Source organism: Nonomuraea sp. NPDC049646, assembly GCF_044465525.1.
Classification (GTDB): domain Bacteria; phylum Actinomycetota; class Actinomycetes; order Streptosporangiales; family Streptosporangiaceae; genus Nonomuraea.
The window spans coordinates 26,303-44,553 of the sequence record NZ_JBITLU010000008.1 but is presented as its reverse complement, the minus strand read 5'-3'; the positions used below and the strand labels follow the sequence as shown (position 1 = coordinate 44,553).

At 71.5% G+C, this 18,251-nt stretch carries 23 protein-coding genes; 7 read left to right on the top strand and 16 right to left on the bottom strand.

Annotated elements, in window-relative coordinates:
* Positions 1-20 precede the first annotated feature (20 nt).
* Both ACIBQ8_RS24120 and pknB read left to right on the top strand, forming a co-directional pair.
* On the top strand, positions 21-1,391 hold the full coding sequence (locus tag ACIBQ8_RS24120) for a protein kinase (RefSeq protein ID WP_397179997.1): 1,371 nt from the start codon (positions 21-23) through the stop codon (positions 1,389-1,391).
* A gap of 83 nt (positions 1,392-1,474) precedes the next feature.
* The gene (gene pknB, locus ACIBQ8_RS24115; RefSeq protein ID WP_397193019.1) at positions 1,475-3,319 is read left to right on the top strand and encodes a Stk1 family PASTA domain-containing Ser/Thr kinase; all 1,845 of its coding nucleotides are present in this window, start codon (positions 1,475-1,477) and stop codon (positions 3,317-3,319) included.
* A gap of 428 nt (positions 3,320-3,747) precedes the next feature.
* Here the strand turns inward: pknB and ACIBQ8_RS24110 are convergent, their stop codons facing one another.
* Genes ACIBQ8_RS24110 through ACIBQ8_RS24100 form a run of 3 tightly spaced genes read right to left on the bottom strand, consistent with a single transcriptional unit; the run spans position 3,748 to position 5,100 of the window.
* Entirely contained in the window at positions 3,748-4,320 is a 573-nt protein-coding gene (locus ACIBQ8_RS24110) for a gamma-glutamyl-gamma-aminobutyrate hydrolase family protein (RefSeq protein ID WP_358291014.1), read from the bottom strand.
* Positions 4,317-4,475, bottom strand: coding sequence for a hypothetical protein (locus ACIBQ8_RS24105; protein WP_397193018.1), 159 nt, complete (start codon positions 4,473-4,475; stop codon positions 4,317-4,319). Before ACIBQ8_RS24105 ends, ACIBQ8_RS24110 begins: the two co-directional genes overlap by 4 nt.
* A 1-nt stretch (position 4,476) precedes the next feature.
* A complete protein-coding gene (locus ACIBQ8_RS24100; RefSeq protein WP_397180000.1) occupies positions 4,477-5,100 on the bottom strand; it encodes a class E sortase in 624 nt (207 codons plus the stop codon).
* 144 nt (positions 5,101-5,244) lie between these two features.
* Between ACIBQ8_RS24100 and ACIBQ8_RS24095 the strand changes: the two genes are divergently transcribed.
* On the top strand, positions 5,245-5,490 hold the full coding sequence (locus tag ACIBQ8_RS24095; protein ID WP_125640971.1) for a cell division protein CrgA: 246 nt from the start codon (positions 5,245-5,247) through the stop codon (positions 5,488-5,490).
* A gap of 34 nt (positions 5,491-5,524) precedes the next feature.
* Here the strand turns inward: ACIBQ8_RS24095 and ACIBQ8_RS24090 are convergent, their stop codons facing one another.
* Together ACIBQ8_RS24090 and ACIBQ8_RS24085 are read right to left on the bottom strand one after the other, a co-directional pair.
* Complete coding sequence (locus ACIBQ8_RS24090; protein WP_397180001.1) at positions 5,525-6,388, bottom strand: rhomboid family intramembrane serine protease; 864 nt, start codon at positions 6,386-6,388, stop codon at positions 5,525-5,527.
* 112 nt (positions 6,389-6,500) lie between these two features.
* Positions 6,501-7,037 carry a peptidylprolyl isomerase gene (locus ACIBQ8_RS24085; protein ID WP_352363322.1) on the bottom strand — a complete coding sequence of 179 codons (537 nt, stop codon included), beginning with the start codon at positions 7,035-7,037 and terminating at the stop codon, positions 6,501-6,503.
* A 219-nt stretch (positions 7,038-7,256) separates the two neighbouring features.
* Here ACIBQ8_RS24085 and ACIBQ8_RS24080 point away from each other — a divergent pair, with 219 nt between their 5' ends.
* Positions 7,257-7,694, top strand: coding sequence for a hypothetical protein (locus tag ACIBQ8_RS24080; protein WP_352363324.1), 438 nt, complete (start codon positions 7,257-7,259; stop codon positions 7,692-7,694).
* 99 nt (positions 7,695-7,793) lie between these two features.
* Complete coding sequence (locus ACIBQ8_RS24075) at positions 7,794-8,870, top strand: hypothetical protein (RefSeq protein WP_397180002.1); 1,077 nt, start codon at positions 7,794-7,796, stop codon at positions 8,868-8,870.
* Between the two features lie 2 nt (positions 8,871-8,872).
* Here ACIBQ8_RS24075 and ACIBQ8_RS24070 read toward each other — a convergent pair whose 3' ends face one another.
* The gene (locus ACIBQ8_RS24070; protein ID WP_397193017.1) at positions 8,873-9,430 is read right to left on the bottom strand and encodes a hypothetical protein; all 558 of its coding nucleotides are present in this window, start codon (positions 9,428-9,430) and stop codon (positions 8,873-8,875) included.
* 124 nt (positions 9,431-9,554) lie between these two features.
* On the opposite strand from ACIBQ8_RS24070, the gene ACIBQ8_RS24065 reads away from it, so the two are divergent.
* Complete coding sequence (locus ACIBQ8_RS24065; protein WP_397180004.1) at positions 9,555-10,226, top strand: response regulator transcription factor; 672 nt, start codon at positions 9,555-9,557, stop codon at positions 10,224-10,226.
* Complete coding sequence (locus ACIBQ8_RS24060; protein WP_397180005.1) at positions 10,223-11,572, top strand: ATP-binding protein; 1,350 nt, start codon at positions 10,223-10,225, stop codon at positions 11,570-11,572. The genes ACIBQ8_RS24065 and ACIBQ8_RS24060 overlap by 4 nt, the downstream gene beginning before the upstream one ends.
* Here ACIBQ8_RS24060 and ACIBQ8_RS24055 read toward each other — a convergent pair.
* The 10 genes from ACIBQ8_RS24055 to ACIBQ8_RS24010 all read right to left on the bottom strand — a co-directional run bounded on the left by ACIBQ8_RS24055 (position 11,559) and on the right by ACIBQ8_RS24010 (position 18,141).
* Complete coding sequence (locus ACIBQ8_RS24055; protein ID WP_397180006.1) at positions 11,559-12,524, bottom strand: GNAT family N-acetyltransferase; 966 nt, start codon at positions 12,522-12,524, stop codon at positions 11,559-11,561. The two genes, ACIBQ8_RS24060 and ACIBQ8_RS24055, sit on opposite strands and share 14 nt — an antisense overlap.
* A gap of 10 nt (positions 12,525-12,534) precedes the next feature.
* Positions 12,535-12,885 carry a hypothetical protein gene (locus ACIBQ8_RS24050; protein ID WP_397180007.1) on the bottom strand — a complete coding sequence of 117 codons (351 nt, stop codon included), beginning with the start codon at positions 12,883-12,885 and terminating at the stop codon, positions 12,535-12,537.
* Entirely contained in the window at positions 12,882-13,259 is a 378-nt protein-coding gene (locus tag ACIBQ8_RS24045; RefSeq protein WP_397193016.1) for an SgcJ/EcaC family oxidoreductase, read from the bottom strand. Before ACIBQ8_RS24045 ends, ACIBQ8_RS24050 begins: the two co-directional genes overlap by 4 nt.
* Positions 13,260-13,374: 115 nt before the next feature.
* Positions 13,375-13,947 carry a PadR family transcriptional regulator gene (locus ACIBQ8_RS24040; protein WP_397180010.1) on the bottom strand — a complete coding sequence of 191 codons (573 nt, stop codon included), beginning with the start codon at positions 13,945-13,947 and terminating at the stop codon, positions 13,375-13,377.
* Between the two features lie 35 nt (positions 13,948-13,982).
* Entirely contained in the window at positions 13,983-14,777 is a 795-nt protein-coding gene (locus ACIBQ8_RS24035) for an MBL fold metallo-hydrolase (protein WP_397180011.1), read from the bottom strand.
* A gap of 34 nt (positions 14,778-14,811) precedes the next feature.
* The gene (locus ACIBQ8_RS24030; protein WP_397180012.1) at positions 14,812-15,453 is read right to left on the bottom strand and encodes a response regulator; all 642 of its coding nucleotides are present in this window, start codon (positions 15,451-15,453) and stop codon (positions 14,812-14,814) included.
* Complete coding sequence (locus ACIBQ8_RS24025) at positions 15,441-16,610, bottom strand: sensor histidine kinase (protein WP_397193015.1); 1,170 nt, start codon at positions 16,608-16,610, stop codon at positions 15,441-15,443. The genes ACIBQ8_RS24030 and ACIBQ8_RS24025 overlap by 13 nt, the downstream gene beginning before the upstream one ends.
* A gap of 62 nt (positions 16,611-16,672) precedes the next feature.
* On the bottom strand, positions 16,673-17,089 hold the full coding sequence (locus ACIBQ8_RS24020; RefSeq protein WP_397180014.1) for an acyl-CoA thioesterase: 417 nt from the start codon (positions 17,087-17,089) through the stop codon (positions 16,673-16,675).
* Complete coding sequence (locus ACIBQ8_RS24015) at positions 17,086-17,703, bottom strand: TetR/AcrR family transcriptional regulator (protein WP_397180015.1); 618 nt, start codon at positions 17,701-17,703, stop codon at positions 17,086-17,088. Before ACIBQ8_RS24015 ends, ACIBQ8_RS24020 begins: the two co-directional genes overlap by 4 nt.
* 30 nt (positions 17,704-17,733) lie before the next feature.
* Complete coding sequence (locus ACIBQ8_RS24010; RefSeq protein ID WP_397193014.1) at positions 17,734-18,141, bottom strand: hypothetical protein; 408 nt, start codon at positions 18,139-18,141, stop codon at positions 17,734-17,736.
* Between the last annotated feature and the right edge of the window lie 110 nt (positions 18,142-18,251).

The following is an 18,251-nucleotide window of genomic DNA, read 5'->3' as shown; positions in this document are numbered from 1 at the left end:
TGACGGTAACGTGCTGGGTCATGCGGCTCCGTAACCGCTACCTTCTGCTCTCCCGCATCGCCACGGGCGGTATGGGAGAGGTGTGGCGCGCCCGTGACGAGCTTCTGGGCCGCGAGGTCGCGGTCAAGATCCTGCGCAGTCACATGCACGCCGACCCCACGTTCCGCGAGCGCTTCCGCAACGAGGCGCGGCTCACCGCCGCCCTGGCCGACCCCGGGGTGGCCCAGATCTTCGACTACGGCGAGCAGAGCGATCTGGCCTATCTCGTGATGGAGCTGGTGCACGGCGAGCCGCTGTCGGCCATCCTGGGCCGCAACGGCGCGCTCGGGCCCGAGGTGGCGCTCGACGTGGTGCACCAGACCGCCAAGGCGCTGCACGCGGCCCACTCCTCCGGGATCATCCACAGGGACGTCAAGCCCGGCAACCTGCTGGTCACCCGCGAGGGCACGATCAAGGTGACCGACTTCGGCATCGCCCGCGCCCTGGAGGCCGCGCCCGTCACGCAGACCGGCACCGTGCTCGGCACCGCCCAGTACGTCAGCCCCGAGCAGGCCCAGGGCTTCCCGCTCACGCCCGCGACCGACCTGTACTCGCTGGGCGTGGTGGCCTACGAGTGCCTGGCCGGCCACACGCCGTTCCGGGCCGACAGCCAGGTGGCGATCGCGCTGCTGCACCTCAATGAGCAGCCGCCGCCGCTCGGCGCGGACGTGCCCGTCCCGGTGCGCGACCTGGTCATGACGCTGCTGTCCAAGGAGCCGGGGATGCGTCCGGCCTCGGCGCTGGAGGCGGCCGACCGGGCGTACGTGCTGCGCCAGTCGCTGGTGGAGGGCGTCGAGCAGGGCGCCGACCTGAGCATGTTCACCGACCCCGCGGGTTTCCGGGTGCGCGAGCCGGCCACGGAGGACCAGCGGGCGACCGAGAGCCTCGCCCCGGCGACGACGGTCCAGAGCCCGCCCGATCCGCCGGCCCGCAGCCGCCGCGGCGCGCGGACGCTGGCGCTGGTCGCGACGGCCGGTTGCGTGGCCGCGGTGGGGCTGAGCGCGATCACGTTCGCCAACCGCGATACGACGCCGCCGCCCCTGCCGGAGATCGCCGAGCCGAGCCACTCCCCGATGCAGTCACCTGAGCTGCTCAGGCCCACGCGGACCAAGAAGCACACGCGCCGACCCCCGGCGCTTCCGGTGAAGTCGACGCGGCCGGTACCCTCGCGGTCGGCTACGGTAAGCAAGTCGGCTACTCCCACGAAGAAGCCGACACCGAAGCCAACCCCGACCACCCGTACCCCGACTCCCACCCCCACCACCCCAACGCCCAGCAGGACACCGACAACTCCGACACCAACCGCTTCGCCGGACCCGGGTGGCACAAACCCGCCGAAGGAGGAGACGTGATGCGCTACGGGGTCGATGATGGACACCGGCGGCCCCCCGAGCAGGCCGGTACCCAAGATGAACGGTAAGGGACAGTGCAGGAAATGACTCAGCCTCGGCTACTCGGAGGTCGTTACGAGCTCGACGGTGTCGTCGGGCGCGGCGGCATGGCCGAGGTGTATCGCGCCCGAGACATCCGGCTGGACCGCATAGTCGCGATCAAGACCCTCCGCTCCGACCTGGCGCGCGATCACACCTTCCAGGCCCGCTTCCGCCGCGAGGCGCAGTCGGCGGCCTCACTGAACCACCCCGCCGTCGTCGCGGTCTACGACACCGGCGAAGACGTCACCGACGGCACCCCGGTGCCCTACATCGTGATGGAGTACGTCGACGGCCGGACGCTGCGCGACCTGCTGCGCCAGGACCGCCGGCTGCTGCCCGAGCGGGCGGCCGAGCTGGTCGACGGCATCCTGCGCGCGCTCGACTACAGCCACCGCGGCGGCATCGTCCACCGTGACATCAAGCCGGCCAACGTGATGATCACGCGCGCCGGCGACGTCAAGGTGATGGACTTCGGCATCGCGCGCGCGATGGCCGACTCGGCCGCCACCATGACCCAGACGGCGCAGGTGATAGGGACCGCCCAGTACCTGTCGCCCGAGCAGGCCCGCGGCGAGCGCGTCGACGCCCGCAGCGACATCTACTCCACCGGCTGCGTGCTGTACGAGCTGCTCACCGGCCAGCCGCCGTTCACCGGCGACTCCCCGGTGGCGATCGCCTACCAGCACGTCCGCGAAGAGCCGATCCCGCCCTCGCAGATCGACCGCGAGATCCCGGCGTGGGCCGACGCGATCGTCCTCAAGGCCATGGCCAAGGACCCGGCCCACCGCTACCAGAACGCCGGCGAGATGCGGGCCGACATCCAGCGGGCCATGTCCGGCATGCCGGTCGACGCCCAGACGATGGCGATGACCGGGAACTTCAACCAGGGCACCCGCATGATGACCGCCACCCAGGCGGCCCAGGGCCCGGCCACGCAGCGCACCGGCGCGGTCCCGCCGTACGAGTACGGCGACGGCGACGGCTCCCGCGTGGGGCGGCGCAGGGCGTCCGGCGGCGGTGGCGGCAACGCGGTCAAGACAGCGTTGTGGATCATCATCCCGCTGCTGATCATCGGGGCCTTCGTCACGGTCGGCTACCTGGTGTTCGGCACCAAGACCGCGCCCACCGACGCCTCGGTCACCATCCCGGCCCTGTCCACGCAGAAGCAGGGGGCCGCGCAACAGGCGCTCATCGCCCTGAACCTGAAGCCCGAGGTGGTGCAGGAGGCCAGCGACGAGTTCGGCAAGGGCACGGTGATCAGGACCGAGCCGGCGGAGGGCGAGAAGGTCGAGAAGGGCGCCACGGTCAAGCTGTTCGTGTCCAAGGGCAAGGAGAAGGTCGCCGTACCCGACGGGCTCATCGGCATGAGCACCCAGGACGCGATCAAGGCCCTCGACGACGTCGGGCTGAAGGGCGTGGTCAAGACCAAGCAGTCCGCCAAGCCCCAGGGCAAGGTCTTCGAGACCAAGCCGGCGGCCGGCACCGAGATCGAGAAGGACACCAGCGTCACGCTCTACGTGCCGTTCGAGCTGACCGAGCTGCCCGACGTGATCGGCTACACCCAGCAGGACGCCATCGCCGCGCTCAAGGGCGCCGGTTTCAAGGTGAAGGTGTCGCCGCAGGCCAGCGACCAGGCCGAGGGCACGGTCATCCAGCAGAACCCGGGCGCCGGGCAGAAGCTGCAGCCGAACACGACGATCACGATCGTGGTGTCCACCGGGCCCGAGACGGCTCCGCCGCCCACCAACGAGCAGCCGACCGAGCAACCGACCGACGACCAGACGGACTTCCCGTCCGACGAGCCGACCGAGGACAACCCGATCGGCGACGACGGCCTCAACGGCTGACCTACCACCGAGGGCCGCCCTCCCCACCCGGGGAAGGGCGGCCTTCGGCGTTCCACCGCAACGCCCACTCCGCCTTGCCTGTAGGGCCGGGGGGACCGAGTGTCCCGCCCTGCCGGAAGGGGCGGAGTGGCGAGCGTCCCGCGTCGCGAGAAGGGCAGGGGGCGGACGGCCCGCGCTGCGGGAAGGCCGAGAGGTGGTGAGTCTCCCGTCTTGCTGTAAGGAGCGGGGGGCGAGCGTCCCGCCCTGCGGGAGGGCCGGGGTGGCGAGAGGGCCGTCCTGTGAGAGGCGCCGGGGGTGGCGAGCGGCCCGTCCTGCCAGAAGGGGTGGAATGTGGGTGTTCTGGCTTGTCGGGGGCGTGGGAACGCCCCCGCCGCTCGGGGGCAACGGCGGGGGCGCTCATTTGGTAGTCGCTCTGTGCGAGCCGGGCGTTACACGATCCCGTGCAGCCAGTTCCCGAGCAGCCGGTGGCCGTGCTCGGACAGCACCGACTCCGGGTGGAACTGGATGCCCTCGATGGGCGCCCGGCGGTGGCGCAGGCCCATGATGACCCCGTCGTCGGTGCGGGCGGTCACGTCGAGGACCTCGGGGACGGTCTCCGGCAGCACGGCGAGCGAGTGGTAGCGGGTCATCGGCACCGGCGACGGCAGGCCCTCGAAGACGCCCTTGCCGTCGTGGTGCACGGCGCTGGTGCGCCCGTGGACCAGTTCGGGCGCGCGGGCCACGGTGGCGCCGAAGGCGACCGCGATGGCCTGGTGGCCGAGGCAGACGCCGAGCAGGGGCGTCCCGCGCTCGGCCGCGCGCAGCACCAGGGGCACGCTCACACCGGCCGCCTCCGGGGTGCCCGGCCCGGGGCTGACGAGCACGCCGTCGAAGGCGTCGCCGTCGCGCACGTCCACGACGTCGCGGGGACGGACGTCGCAGTCGGCGCCCAGCACGCGCAGGTACTGGACGATCGTGTGGACGAAGCTGTCGTGGTTGTCCACGACCAGCACGCGGGTCATCTTCTTACGGTCACCTCGTCGAGCGTCACCGCCGGCTCCAGGAGCGGGAACACGGCATACCAGAGTACGACCCCCGCGACCGTGACCAGCAAGGCGGCCGCCAGCACCTTGCGACAGGGGTCGCCGGGCAGTTTGCGCCAGATCCAGCCGTACATGTCATTCCTTTCTGAGCTCGGTCTTCTTGAGCACGCCGTACACGATGAGGCGCTGGGCGGCGGAGTACTCGGGGTGGCAGGTGGAGAGGGTGATGTAGGCGCGGATGGGACGGATGTCGGGCTTGCCGGGGACGGGGGCGAGCACGTCCACCTCCGTGGGCTCCACGACGTCCTGGGACGTGACGCGGTAGGTGTAGCGGGCCTCGGGGGCGTCCACGATGATCTCGTCGCCGCGTTCGAGCTCGTCGAGCTCCTTGAACGGGGCCGCGTACGTGGTCCGGTGGCCCGAGACCACGAAGTTGCCGATCTGGCCGGGCATGGCGCTGTCGGGGTAGTGTCCCGGGCCCTTCTTGAGGTGCTCGGCGTCCACACCCTCGACGATGGCGTACCGGTAGTCGCGGCCGAGCCTCGGGATGCTGAGCATGGCGACGGCCTTGCCGAGCTCGATCTTGTCGATGCGGCCGCGGTCGCGCTCGGCTCGCTCGGCGGCCAGCTCGCGCTGGAGCAGCAACTGCTGGCTCCTGGTGTAGGCGCCGGTGCCCCAGAGCAGGTAGGCGCAGAACAACATGAGGACCAGGCCGGCGGTGATGCTCAGCTCCCCCACGGCCCGGAAGATGGACCGCATGTCGTCAGCGTATTCATGACATCTCCCGACGCGGGGGATCGCCATGTCGTGCGCGTGGCGACTATCCTGGGGCACGCTTCAACTACGCTTAACGAAGAGCCTGTGGACGATCCGGAAGCCCAGGCCCTCAGCAGGAGTTACCCAGTGCCCAAGTCCAAGGCTCGCAAGAAGGCGGTTTACACCCCGCCGCAGAAGTCCCAGCAGGTCAAGGTCAGCCCGCGCTGGCTGGCGCCCACCATGGTGGTGTCCTGGATCATCGGCATCCTGTGGATCGCGATCTACTACGTCGCCCCGCAGGCGCCCTTCTTCAGCGACCTCCAGAACTGGAACCTGCTGATCGGGTTTGTCTTCATCATCTTCGGTGTGGTTCTTTCCACCCGCTGGCGTTAGTTCTTTCCACAGTCTTTTCCACAGCCTGGGGAAGTCAGATCGAGCTCAGGATCGCCGAGGTCCGGGCCATCACGAGCACGGCTAGCACGGCCAGCGCTCCCGCGATCGCCAGCACCTGCCACAGGGTCCGGTTGTTCTTGGGGGCGTAGGCCATCGCTCCCGCCAGCACCGAGCCGGTGATCAGGCCGCCGACGTGCCCGGTCCAGCTGATGCCCGGGAACACGAAGGTGATCACCAGGTTGATCACGATGAGCATGGCGATGCCGCGTACGTCCATGTTGAGCTTGCGGCCCACCACGAAGACGGCGCCGAAGAGGCCGAAGATGGCTCCCGACGCGCCCACGGTCGGCTGGCCGAGCGGGTCGAGCCAGAGGCTGAGCACGCTGCCGCCGACGGCGCTGACGAGGTAGAGGGCCGTGTAGCGCACGTGGCCGAAGGCGCGCTCCAGGTAGGGCCCGACGACGTAGAGCGCCCAGCAGTTGAACAGGATGTGGAAGACGCCGGCGTGCACGAACGCGGCGCTGACCAGCCGGTAGTAGTCGCCGAAGACCGCCACTCCGGCCGGCCACATCTGCAGCGCGCCGGTGACGGCGGGCACGAGGTACTGGGCGCCGAAGACCAGGACGTTGACGGCCAGGATGGCCCAGGTGACGTACGGCGTGCCGACGACCTGGCCGCCGAAGGTGGAGCGGGCCTGGCGGAAGCCCTGGCTGCCCTGGGCGACGCATTCGGGGCACTGGAAGCCCACGGCGGCGTCGCGCATGCAGTCGGGGCAGATGGGCCGGTCGCAGCGCTGGCAGCGGACCCAGGTCTCCCTGCCGGGATGCCGGTAGCACGTGGGGACCGCCTCGGCGGGCTGCTCGGGCTGCGAGGGCGGGCTGGGCGGCTGGCTGGTCATGTCCAGAGCCTATGACGTACCAGCCCCAGCTGTGTGCTGTCGATCAGGGCTGTGACATGCCTGCCCGAAGGGGGCGGGACCCGTGGACGGCCCGCCCCCGTCAGGGATGGGCTCAGCCCTGCACGCGCTCGATGGTGACCGACTCCAGGACGACGTCCTGGACGGGACGGTCGCGCCGGTCGGTGTCGGTCTTGGCGATGGCGTCGACGACGTCCTGGCCCTCGACGACCTCACCGAAGATCGTGTGCTTGCCGTTGAGGTGCGGCGTGGGCACGACCGTGATGAAGAACTGCGAGCCGTTGGTGCCCTTGCCGAACCGGACGCCCGCGTTGGCCATGGCCAGCAGGTAGGGCCGGTTGAAGTAGAGGTCCGGGTGGATCTCGTCGTCGAACTCGTAGCCGGGGCCGCCGATGCCCTGGCCGAGCGGGTCGCCGCCCTGGATCATGAAACCGGAGATGACCCGGTGGAAGATGGTCCCGTCGTACAGCCGGGCCGTGCTCTTCTCACCCGACTCCGGGTGCGTCCACTCGCGGGTGCCCTCGGCGAGCTCCACGAAGTTCCGGACGGTCTTCGGCGCCTGGTTCGGGAAAAGCTCGACCTTGATATCGCCGCGATTGGTCTTCAGATTTGCGATCAGCTTCTCAGCCACGAGACAGCTGCCCCCCTCTATGCACAGGGTTGTTTGTGATGTTGTGAGAAGTATGGCCGTTCGGCCTCCTGAGCCATCCTCCCATGGACCGCCATGATTGAGCCGCCTTGTCCAGGGAAGGTCAAGCGCGGGGCCCCAACGACAGGGGAGGTTGTCGTGTCCCTGACACTGAAGAGACGCCGCGTGGTAATAGAGGTACCCGCCACGTGGATGGGCCGCATGAAGGCCCAGGCCGTCAAGACCGGCCATCGCATGGCGCCAATGGCGGACCAGGCCAAGGTGGCCACCGCACAGCGCATCGAAGACGCCCGTTACTGGGCGGCGCCGAGGCTCGACGCCGCGGCGCACGGGTTCGAGGATCAGGTCGCTCCCAAGGTCAGCAGGATGCTGTCGGCGGCGGCCAAGCGAATCGACCCCAAACCGTCCCGGTCACGGCGGTGGCCGACGATGGTGCTGCTGACCGGTCTTGCGGTCGGCGCGATCGGCTACATGGCCTACCGCCGCAACGCCCAGCAGTGGACCGAGCACATGAAGGACTCTGCCTCCGATGCATCACGCTGGGTCGGCGAGAAGGCGGACCGGACCGCGCATTCTGCGGACCGGATGGCGTCCAACGTGCAGAACAAGACGGACCAGGCATCGCACAACATGCCCTGATCCGGACCGGAAGCGCGCCTCCGCTCTCACGAGCGGGGGCGCGCTTCCGCGTTCCGGCCCCCGTTGACTCTTCACCAAGCGCTTGCTACAAAGCCGGGCATGGCGCTGTCACCGCTCGACGATCACCCCGTGCACCAGACCGCCCAGGTCATGCGGCACGTCGCCACCTCCGACCGCAACTTCTACGACCGCTACTACTTCAACTGCCACGCAGGCACCGACGAGCTCATGCTGATCGTCGGCCTCGGCCAGTACCCCAACCTCGGCGTCACCGACGCCTTCGCCCTCGTCAGGCACGGCGACCTGCACCGGGTCGTGCGGGCCTCGCGCGAGCTGGGCCCCGACCGGATGGACACCGGGATCGGCCCCTTCCGGGTCGAGGTGATCGAAGGGCTCAAGCGGCTCCGCGTGATCCTGGAGCCGACCGAGCATGGCCTTTCCTTCGAGCTCGACTGGGAGGGGACGATCCCGGCGACCCTCGAACCCCGCCACCACCTGCGCCGGCAGGAACGGGTGATGTTCGACTCGGTGCGGCTCGCCCAGACCGGCCGCTGGTCCGGCAGCATCACCGTCGGCGACCAGGTGATCCCGGTCACCCCCGACCGCTGGCTCGGCACCAGGGACCGGTCGTGGGGCGTGCGGCCGGTCGGCGAGCCCGAGCCGCCCGGCATCCAGGCCAACGACCCCGGCACGTTCTACTGGCTGTACGCGCCGATGAAGTTCGACGACCACGCCATCCTGTGCATCATCCAGGAGGACCACCGTGGCCGGCGGCTGCTGGAGGAGGCCGTGCGCGTCTGGACGGACGGGCGGGAGGAGGAGTACCTCGGCCGGCCGGACTACCGCCCGGTCTACGCCCCGGGCACCCGGGACGTCGTGGACGCCGTGATCGCGTTCTCGCCGCCGGGCGGCAGGCCGTTCGAGGTGCGCTGCACGCCGGTGCTGCCGGTCCACCTCATGGCCGGCACCGGGTACGGGCTGGAGCCGGAGTGGCGGCACGGCATGTACCAGGGGCCGGGGCCGGTCGTGCAGGGGGTGACGTACCGGCTGCCCGACGACGCCGCCAGGATGTGGGGCCTGGTCGACGCCGTCGGCCGCTTCGAGTACGACGGGCTCGTCGGTTACGGGCTGTACGAGTACTGGGCGCTCGGCCCGCACCCGTCGTTCCCCGGCTGAACCTACTTGGCGGGCTCGGCCGAGGCGCACACGATGTGGACGACCTTGCCGGGGTCGTCCAGCTTCACGGCGCCCGGGGGAAGCTCGGTCGCGGGCAGCGCCGGCAGCATCCGCGCCGCCTCACCCTCGGGAAGGGTGGCGCTCGGGGCCGCGGGTGCGGCCTCGCCCTCGGGAAGGGTGGCGCTCGGGGTGGTCGGCGCGGCCTCGGTGCCGGCCTGAGGGGCCGCCGGGGCGGCCGGGACCGAAGGCGTGGTCGGGGTGGCCTCGGTGACGGTCCCGGGGGCGAGTTCGATCACGCGGCCGCGCTCGGCCTTGAGTTCCGGCGCGCCGTCCGCCCGCTCCCCCTTCTCGGCGCGCATGACGAACACGCGGGCCACCGGGCCGTCGGCGAGCTTGATCTCCTTGCCGTCCGGCGTCCGGCAGGACACGGCCGCTGTGGTGACGGTGGTCGCGGTGGTGGCGTCGGGGGCGGGGGTTCCGTCGGCCAGGGCGGAGCCGCCCAGGCCCGCGAGCGCGAGCACCCCCACCGTGCCGAGGACCGCGAGACGTCGCTTGAACATGCATTCTCCTCAGTGGAATCCATCCGAACGCCCCGAGCGTGCTCGCCCGCACCTGAAGCGACCCTGAACGCGCCCTAAATGATCTTCAGGTTGGCTTTAGGTTCGCTCAGGCACTCTGGACGTCGTGCGAGTGCTGCTGGTGGAGGACGAGGAACGGCTGGCCGGCCTGATCAAGGGCGGGCTGGCGGGCGAGGGCTTCGCCGTGGACGTGGCCCACGACGGGCGCGACGGCCTGTGGATGGCGACCGAGAACTCCTACGACGTCATCGTCCTGGACGTGATGCTGCCCAGGATGAACGGCTACACGGTCTGCTCCCGGCTGCGCGAGGCGGGCGACTGGACACCGATCATGATGCTCACCGCCAAGGACGGCGTCTACGACGAGGCCGAGTCGCTCGACAACGGCGCCGACGACTACCTGGCCAAGCCGTTCTCGTACGTGGTGCTGCTGGCCCGGCTGCGCGCCCTGGTGCGGCGCGGCGGGACCGAGCGGCCCGTGACGATCACGGTCGGCGACCTGGTGGTGGACCCGGCCGGGCTGCGCTGCCGCCGGGGCGGGGTGGAGGTCGGGCTGACGCCGAAGGAGTTCGCGGTGCTGCACGCGCTCGCCCGCCGCTCCGGCGAGGTGGTCTCCAAGAGCGAGCTGCTGGCCCAGGCGTGGGACTTCTCCTACGACGGCGACCCGAACATCGTCGAGGTCTACATCAGCGCCCTGCGCAGGAAGATCGACCTGCCGTTCGGCCGGACGACGCTGGTGACCGTCCGGGGAGCGGGCTACCGGTTGGAGGCGGCGTGAGGGCGCTGCTCGCGGGGCGGCCGAGGTGGGCGCGGGTGCCGGCCGGGCTGTCGTCGGTGCGGGTGCGGGCCACCGTCGCGGCGACGCTGGTGGTGGCCCTGGCGCTCGGCGTGGCCGCCCTGGTGCTGGTCATGGCGTTGCGCGGCACGCTGGAGGGCAACGCGGGCGAGGAGGCGGTCAGGCGCGCCGCGGCGGCGATGCCGTACGCGGAGACGGTGCCGGTCCTGCCCGAAGGGGTGACGCCGGCGGCCGGCACGACCGCCGCGCAGGCGAGCCCGACCCTGGTGGACGACCTGTCCGTGGTGCGGCTGGCCGATCCCGACCTCGTCCTGGCCGGCCGGGCCACCGGCTCGCCCGCCCTGTGGGCGCAGCCGGCCGACTACGCCGTCGCGGGCCTGCAGGTGAGCACGCCGACCGGCCCGGCCACGCTCTGGTCGCGGGTTTCGCTGGACGGCGTGCAGAAGGCCGTCCAGGCCCTGTACGGCGCGTTGCTGCCCGGCGTGCCCGCCCTGCTGCTCGTGGTGGCCGGGATGACCTGGTTCTCCGTGGGCCGCGCGCTGGCCCCCGTGGCCGCGATCAGGGCCAAGGTGGCCGACATCACGGCCCGCGACCTGCACCAGCGCGTGCCGGTGCCCGGCTCCAAGGACGAGATCGCGGCCCTGGCCACCACCGTGAACGGCACCCTCGACCGTCTGGAGACGGCCGTGGGCCGGCACAAGCGGTTCGTCGCCGACGCCGCGCACGAGCTGCGCAGCCCCATCGCCACCCTGCGGGCCCGCCTCGAACTGGCCGAGCCGAGCGAGCTCACCCGCGAGGCGCTGGCCGACGTCGAACGCCTGCAGTCGCTGGCCGCCGACCTGCTCATGCTGGCCAAGCTGGACGCCGGCGAGCCGCTGCGCACCGGCGAGCTGGACCTGGGTCAGGTGGCGGCCGAGGAGTCGCTGCGCGCCAGGCGGCGGCCGGAGATCAGGGTCGAGCTGGACATCGAGCCGGACGTGGTGCTGCACGGCTCCCGCGCCCACCTCGACCGGCTGGTCACCAACCTGGCCGACAACGCCGTACGGCACGCCGCCTCGGCCGTACGCGTACGGGTGCGCGCCGAGGAGGGCCAGGCCGTGCTGGAGGTGCGCGACGACGGCCCGGGGATCCCGCCGGAGCACCGCGAGGCCGTCTTCGGCCGCTTCACCCGCCTGGACGAGGCGCGGGCGAGGGACGCCGGCGGCGCCGGCCTCGGCCTGCCCATCGCCAGGGACATCGCCCACCTGCACGGCGGCACGCTCACGTACACGGACGCCGGTTTCGTGGCCCGGTTCCCCCTCGCGGAGGCGGCGCTCAGCCCCGTTTGACGGTCAGGGCGTAGTTCGTGCTGCGCTGGATGATCTCGAAACCGGCGCGGGAGTAGACGCGGACGGCTCCCGTGGGGTTGTCGGCGTCGACGCCCAGCGCGGTCGTGTCGAACCCCTGGGCGCGGAAGGCGGCCAGGGCGTGCGCGATGAGCGCGCCGGCCACGCCCTTGCCGCGCCACTCCCGGACCGTGCCGATGATCTGGATCCAGGCCCGGCGCTCGCCGGCCAGCTCGTTGTAGCCCTCGAAGGTGTGGGTGATGAGCGTGCCCACCGCCCGCCCGTCGTGCAGGGCCACGAACGACGACTCCGGCAGGAAGTTCTGGGATCCGACGATGTAGTCGCGCCAGCTCTCCGGGGTGTGCGGGACGCTGCCCCAGTGGTCGAGGAACGCCTCGTTGCGGACGCGGCGGGCGCCTTCGTCCAGGTCGGGCGACCAGGTGGTGACGGTCACCCCGGCGGGCGGCGCGAAGGCCGGCAGGTCGCCCGACAGCGAACGTCCCATGTGGGCGAACCAGCGGTTGGCGACGAAACCGGCGCCCTCGGCCAGCGCCTTCAGCCCGAGGTTGGTGTCGGGCGCGTAGAGGTGGATCTCCGGCTGCACGCCGGGGAAGGCCCGCTCGCTCAGCCCCGGCGCCGCGGCCAGGCTCCAGTCGACGATCCGCCGGCCGAGCCCGCGCCTGCGGTGGGCGGGGTGCACGCCGCCGGACAGCCGCATGACGTGGGTGTCGGTGACGGACTGCCGGGCCGGCAGGTAGCCGTAGGCGACGATCTCGCCGCCCTGCCTGGCCGCGAGCGTCCCCGCGGCCAGGTCGATCAGGCGGTGGCCGAGCTGCTCCCTGACGTCGTCGAGGTCGTGGACCTCGCCCGTGCGATCCTCGGCCTCGATCGCGGCCAGGAGGACGGCGAGCGCCTCGGCGTCGTCAGGGGTCAGCGGTTCCCACACCAGGCTCATGGCCAGCAGCCTAGGACAGCCTGGCGGAGCACCCCAATTCTGTCCCGATGCGGGCGATGCCTTCGGCGAAGCCCTTCCTCGTCCGCTGCGCGAACCCGATGAAGAACCGGTTGGCCAGGGGCACGGCCCAGCGTCCCCGCTCGGCCACGTCGTAGACGCGGTGCTCCACGCGGGCGCCCTCGGGGTGCGGGAGCACGGCCCACTCACCGCGGTACCACCAGCCGCCCTGGTAGGCGACGGTGTACCCGTCCTTCTCGACGGTCATCGGGTGTGCGGGCAGCGAGCGCGTCAGGGCCTGCCACACCTGCTCGACCGGGGCGCCGACCACCCCGGCCACCTCGGTGATCAGCCGTTTCCTCACGGCTTGCGCACCCGGCTGTTCTGGAAGGAGGCGAACCGCCAGCCTTCCGGCGTGCGCAGCGCGGTCAGCGTGACGACGGACTCCCTGCTCGGGTCGGGCACGCCGTCCACCGACGAGTTGCCGCCGACGATCACCAGCGCGACGTCGTCGGTCAGCGGCCTGACGAGCGGCGCGGGGCCGCCCTCGGCGAGCTTGATGGAGGTCTCGAACAGCGCGCGGTGGGTCTCCTCGATCGCCTTCCTGCCCCGCAGGTGCAGGCCGAAGAACGTGATGTAGTCGGCGTCCTCGGTGAACAGGCCGGCGTAGGCGGCCGAGTCGCCGGCGTTCCAGGTCTCCGTCATCCGCTCCACCAGGCGGGTGATCTCTTCGGACATGGCACAGCTCCTTTCGTCGCGGCGCCTATCCTGGGAGTTGCGCGTCCGGGCAGGGCAGGCGCCGTGTTCGGATGTCCGGCCGTCGGGGTGTTGGCGCACCCCGGCGGCCCTTCTCTCACCCCTCGGTCGTGCTCGTCCAGGCGAGCTCGCCCTGGTCGAGCCGGTCGAGAAGTCTTCTGATCCAGGCGAGCTCGGCGGCGTGCAGCGCCTGCTCGCACTCGACCTCCAGCATGAGGATCTCGGGCAGGCCACTGTCGTGCATGGCCTTGATGTGTCCTTCCATCCCGGCGAGCGTGCCTTCCAGGGTGGCGGCGCGGGTGCGCAGCGCCCGCTGCGCCTCGGGCAGCGGCAGGCAGCCGATCAGCGAGATGGCCGCCACGAAGGCGCGCCGGTCGGGGTCGGGCTGCTCCAGCAGCCGCCGGAGCCGGGTGATCAGCTCCTCGCGGCCCTCGTCGGTGATCTCGTAGACCGTGCGCTCGGGCCGGCGGCCCTCGCGGCCGGTCGCGGCGGGGACGATCAGCTCGTCCCTGGCCAGCCGCTCGACCGCGTGGTAGAGGCTGCGCGGCAGGCCGGTGATGTAGTCCTTGTGCGTGTCGATGATGAAGCGGTGGAGCTCGTAGGGGTGGCTCGGGTGCACCGTGAGCAGGGCGAGCACGGTCAGGTCGACCAGGCTGTTGCGTGGCGCCATGTTGCCTCCCCCTATATTGCAGTTTGCAATATAGCTCACCTGTCGAGCTGGAGGAAGGCCCGCTCGATCGCCTGCCGCGACACCTCCTCCGGGTACGGGAACCGGGTGATCGAGTCGCGCAGCCCCTCCACGTGGGCCTTCGCGGCCAGCTCCGCCACCAGCGCCAGCTCGGCCTGCTGCTCCTGGACGAAGGCCCGGCCGACCACCGCGCCGTGCCCCGGCACGAACACCGGCTCGGGCAGCGCGGCGAGCATCGCGGCCGTCGTGTCCGGCCAGTCGAGCGGGTAGGAGTCGCCGAACGCCGGCGGCGCGCCCTCCTCGACCAGGTCGCCGGCGAACACCACGCCGGCGTCCGGCACGTGCACGACGATGTCGTTGCTGCTGTGGCCGAGCCCGAAATGCCGCAGGTGCACCATGCGTCCGCCGATGTCGAGGCTGGCCGAGACGGTGAAGGTGTGGTCGGGCGGCACGACGGCGACCTCCTCCATCTCCGCGCGGCGGTCGGGCAGCCGTTCCATGACGTCCGCGCGGTGCCGCTCGCCGTAGACGTCGATCTCCTCGGCGCACCGGACGTGGCTCCAGATCTCGGCGGGACGGAAGAGGGCGTTGCCGAAGTAGTGGTCGAAATGCGAATGGCTGTTCACGACCGTCCACGGGTAGCCGGTGATCGTCCTGATCGCGTCGATCAGGTCGGCCGCCTCCCGGTGGGAGCTGCGGGTGTCGAGCACCAGGCAGTGCCCGTCGCCCACGATCAGGCCCGTGTTCATGTCGAAGGACTCGTGGCGGCGCACGTAGACCCGGTCGCCGACCTCCTGCCACTGCTCGTTCATGGCAACGAACCTTACTTTTCGGACTTCCCGCCGGTCATCCCTGAAGGTAGGCCAGCACGGCCAGGACCCGGCGGTGGCCGTCGGACTCCGGCGGCAGGTCGAGCTTGGTGAAGATGCCGGCTATGTGCTTGGCCACCGCGGCGTCGGTGACGACCAGCTCCCTGGCGATCGAGGCGTTCGCGCGGCCCTCGGCGATCAGGGCGAGCACCTGCTGCTCGCGCGGGGTCAGCCGGGCCAGCGGGTCGCGCCGCCGGCGCAGGAGCTGGCGCACCACCTCGGGGTCCACGACCGTGCCGCCCGCGGCCACCCGGTCGAGCGCGTCGACGAACTCGCGCACGTCGCCGATCCGGTCCTTCAGCAGGTAGCCGACGCCCGCGCCGGCGCCGGACTCCAGCAGCTCGGCCGCGTACGTCTGCTCGACGTACTGGCTGAGCACGAGGACGGCCAGCTCGGGGTGGCGGCGGCGCAGGCCGAGCGCGGCGCGCAGGCCCTCGTCGGTGAAGGACGGGGGCATGCGCACGTCGGTCACCACGGCGTCGGGGCGATGCTCGGCGACCGCCGCGACCAGGGCCTCGGCGTCGCCGACCGAGGCCGCCACGGTGTGGCCGAACCGTTCGAGCAGCCCGGCCAGCCCCTCGCGGAGCAGCACGGCGTCCTCGGCGATCACGACGCGCACGGGATCTCCACTCGTACCAGGGTCGGGCCGCCCGGCGGGCTGGACACCGACAGTCTTCCCGCCACCACGGCCAGCCTGTCGGCCAGGCCGGTCAGCCCGGTGCCCCTGGCCGGGTCGGCGCCGCCGACGCCGTCGTCGCGCACCTCGACGGCCAGCGTGCCGGCCGCCGTCCGGGCGGTGACCGCGGCCCTGGTGGCTCCGCTGTGCCTGGCCACGTTCGCCAGCGCCTCGCTGACCACGTAGTACGCGGTGACCTCGACGGGCGCGGGCAGCCGTCCCAGCTCGTCGGCGTCCACGTCCACGGGGACGGGCGAGCGTCCGGCCACGTCGCGGATCGCCGCGCCCAGCCCCCGGTCGGTGAGCACCTGCGAGTGCACGCCCCGGATCAGCTCGCGCAGCTCGGCCAGCGCCTGCCTGGCCTCGCCGTGCGCCACGTCGAGCATCCGGGCCGTCGGCGAGTCGTCGGGCACGTCCAGCCGGGCGAGGCCGAGCGTCATCGACAGCGCGACCAGCCGCTGCTGCGCACCGTCGTGCAGGTCCCGCTCGATCCTGCGGCGTTCGGTCTCGAACGCGTCCACCAGGCGCGCCCGCGACCGCATGACCTCGCCCAGCTCCGACCCGGCCGGCGCGAGCACCGCCCTGACCATCGCGCCGCGCGCCCCGCCCCACGCCGTGATCGTGTACGCCGCCACCGGCAGCAGCAGCACCCCCGCCACGCTCCCCACGGCGGCCAGGACCGGTCCGGCCTCCGGCTGGACCACGGGGGACAGGATCAGCAGCACCGGCCCTCCGACGGTGAACCCCAGCATGACCAGGTCGATCCACCACATCGCGAACACCGTCATGACCGCGACGCCGATCTCCCGCCGGCGCCGGTCGGGCACCGGCGGCAGCGGCGGCAGCGGCACGGTGTCCACCAGGCGCAGCCGCACCCGTTCGAACCGGGCGATCAACGGCACGGCCGCCGCGAGCAGCACCGGCACGAGCAGCAGGCCGGCAGGCGGCCCGGCGAGCCCGGCCGCGACGACCCCGAGGGCGACGGCCGCCCCCGGCACCACGCTGCCCAGCAGGTACGCCACGCACCGCCACGGCCAGGCCGACCGGAGGAAGCCGGGCGGCCGCCGCGTGAGCGCTTCGAGCGCGGTCCTGTTTCCCACCCGGTGACCGTATCCGGGGACGGGAACGGCCCGCAGTAGTGCAGGGTCTACCCTCGGCGGACTCAGCCCGCCATCAGCGGCTCGGCGGCGGTGCGCAGTTCGGCGCTGAACGGCGTGGGCCGGAAGGTCTGCGGGTCGAGGTTGACGTTGACGCGGTAGCCCTCGGCGTGCACGACCGAGCGGTCCTCGGACAGGACGCGGAAGCCGTACACGCCGCTGGTGCGGCCCATGCGGTCGATCCAGAAGTCGACCTGCACCTCGCCCGCGCCCATGACCGGCGCGTTGTAGGTGATCTTGAACTCGCGTACGGCCAGGTAGAGGTCCTTGAACTTGGAGACCGCCGGGTCGAAGCTCCAGCCCTGCTCGGCCCAGTAGGCGGAGATCGCGCGCTCGACCAGCAGGGCGTAACGCGAGTTGTGCAGCAGGCCCATCGCGTCGAGGTCGTCGAAGTGCACCTGGGCGGGCCGGGTCTGGGTCACGCGAGCTCCTTCAGTCGGTCGTGGACGGCTCGGCGGGCCCGCTCGAAGGCGGCCTCACCCCTGCCGAGCAGGCGGGTGTGGGTGACCGCGGCCTCGCCGAGGGCGTCGATCTCGTACGCGAGCTGCGCCGGGTCGGTCTCCGGGGGCAGCTCCCCCAGCTCGACCGCCTCCCGGACCAGCCGCTCGATGAACCTCAGCCAGTCGGCCATCGACTCGGCGACCCGGTCCCTGACCGGGCCGGGACGGTCGTCGAACTCCACCCGCGCCGTGTAGAAGAAGCACCCGCCGGGCAGGACGCCTCTCTCGTAGAAACTCAGGCGGGCCTCGTGCAGGGCCAGGACGCGGGCCACGCCGGGAGGGGCCTTGAGCGCGGGCTTGACGATCTCGTCGGTCCATTGGCGGACGGCCCACTCGATGGTGTCGAGCTGAAGTTGCTCTTTATCCCGCCAGTGAGCGAAAAATCCGGATTTGCTGACTCCGGCGGCTTCGGCGAGCCGGCCCAGGGTCAGCCCGTCCAGACCGTGCACCGAGGCCAGTGACACGGCCTGCCCGAGGATCGCCTCGCGGCTGCGCTGCCCGCGCGCCCGGCGACCGTCTTCCTTAACGTCGGCCATGCCGCCCAGCATACATTAACGACCGATCGTTCACATTGGTGGGGTCAGACCGACCATCCCGTAGCGCGCCGCGACCGCGTCGAAGATCTGGACCGCCGCCGCCGCGTCCGCGTCCACGAGCGGGCAGTCGAGCTGGGGATCGTTGCCGTCGAGCCCCGACTCCCGCTCGACGATCCGCGCCACCTGGTACATCAGGTCGACGACGTGGCTCGCGGCCTCACCGTGCCACCGGTACGGCACGCTGATCCCCCAGCCGCCCTCCCAGTGGTTCACGGAGATGCCGGTGCCTTCGTGTTCGAGCTCCCAGTTGGGCGGGTCGTCGAAGACCGTCACGTCACCGAGCAGCGCGCGGGCCTGGCTGACGACGTTGTTCCAGGCCGCCGGGTCCGGCGGGCGCGGCTCGTCGCCCTCCGGGCCGAAGTACAGGTCGTAACTCATGGTGGACGAAACTAGCGCCCATCCCCGACGAATCTCCGCAAAATACGCCGAACGACAACCACCCGACTCCCACGACCACCGACAGCAGGAGCAGGACGGTCACCCGGTAG